We start from the raw sequence: 560 nt of genomic DNA, 5'->3' as shown, positions 1-560 counted from the left end.
GGTGACGTAGACGTGCTCGTGCTGGCGGACGGGGACACCACTGTGCGTGAAGTCGTGTTCCCAGGTGCACAGGAGCGGGCCCGGCTCCAGGTCCGCCCAGCCGGTCTCCTCGCGCAGTTCGCGCAGCGCGCCCTCGCGCGGGGTCTCGCCCGCCTCCAGGCCGCCGCCGGGCAGCGCCCAGTGCACGCCGACCTCGACGTTGTCGTAGCGGAGGAGCAGCACCGCGCCGTCGGGGTCCACCACGGCGACCCGGGCGGCGCGGCGCGGGGTGCGCAGCGGTTTGGACAGCACGGTGCAGGGGCGGTTCAGGGCGCGGTCGCGGCGGTGACCGACGATCTCGTAGCCGCAGGAGGTCCAGAAGGCGAGTGCCCCGGGGTTGTTCTCGAGGACGGCGAGCCGCACGGCACCGCGGCCNNGCAGCAGCCCGATCCACGGGTCCGGATCGGCCGGGTCGGGGTGGTGCGCCAGAGTGATCACCATGCCGATCAGCCGTCCCCGGCTCCGCGCGAGCAGCACCTCCGTGTGCGGATCGGCCAGCTCCCGCGCCAGCGCCGCCGCCA

At 74.9% G+C, this 560-nt stretch carries 1 protein-coding gene; it reads right to left on the bottom strand.

Annotated features, from left to right (window positions below):
• A partial coding sequence (locus CCN42_RS39590) for an NUDIX domain-containing protein (protein ID WP_143662204.1) occupies nucleotides 1-560 on the bottom strand: 560 nt, incomplete at both ends.

Source organism: Streptomyces glaucescens (assembly GCF_002154375.1).
Lineage (GTDB): Bacteria > Actinomycetota > Actinomycetes > Streptomycetales > Streptomycetaceae > Streptomyces > Streptomyces glaucescens.
This window is presented reverse-complemented; position numbering and strand designations above follow the sequence as displayed.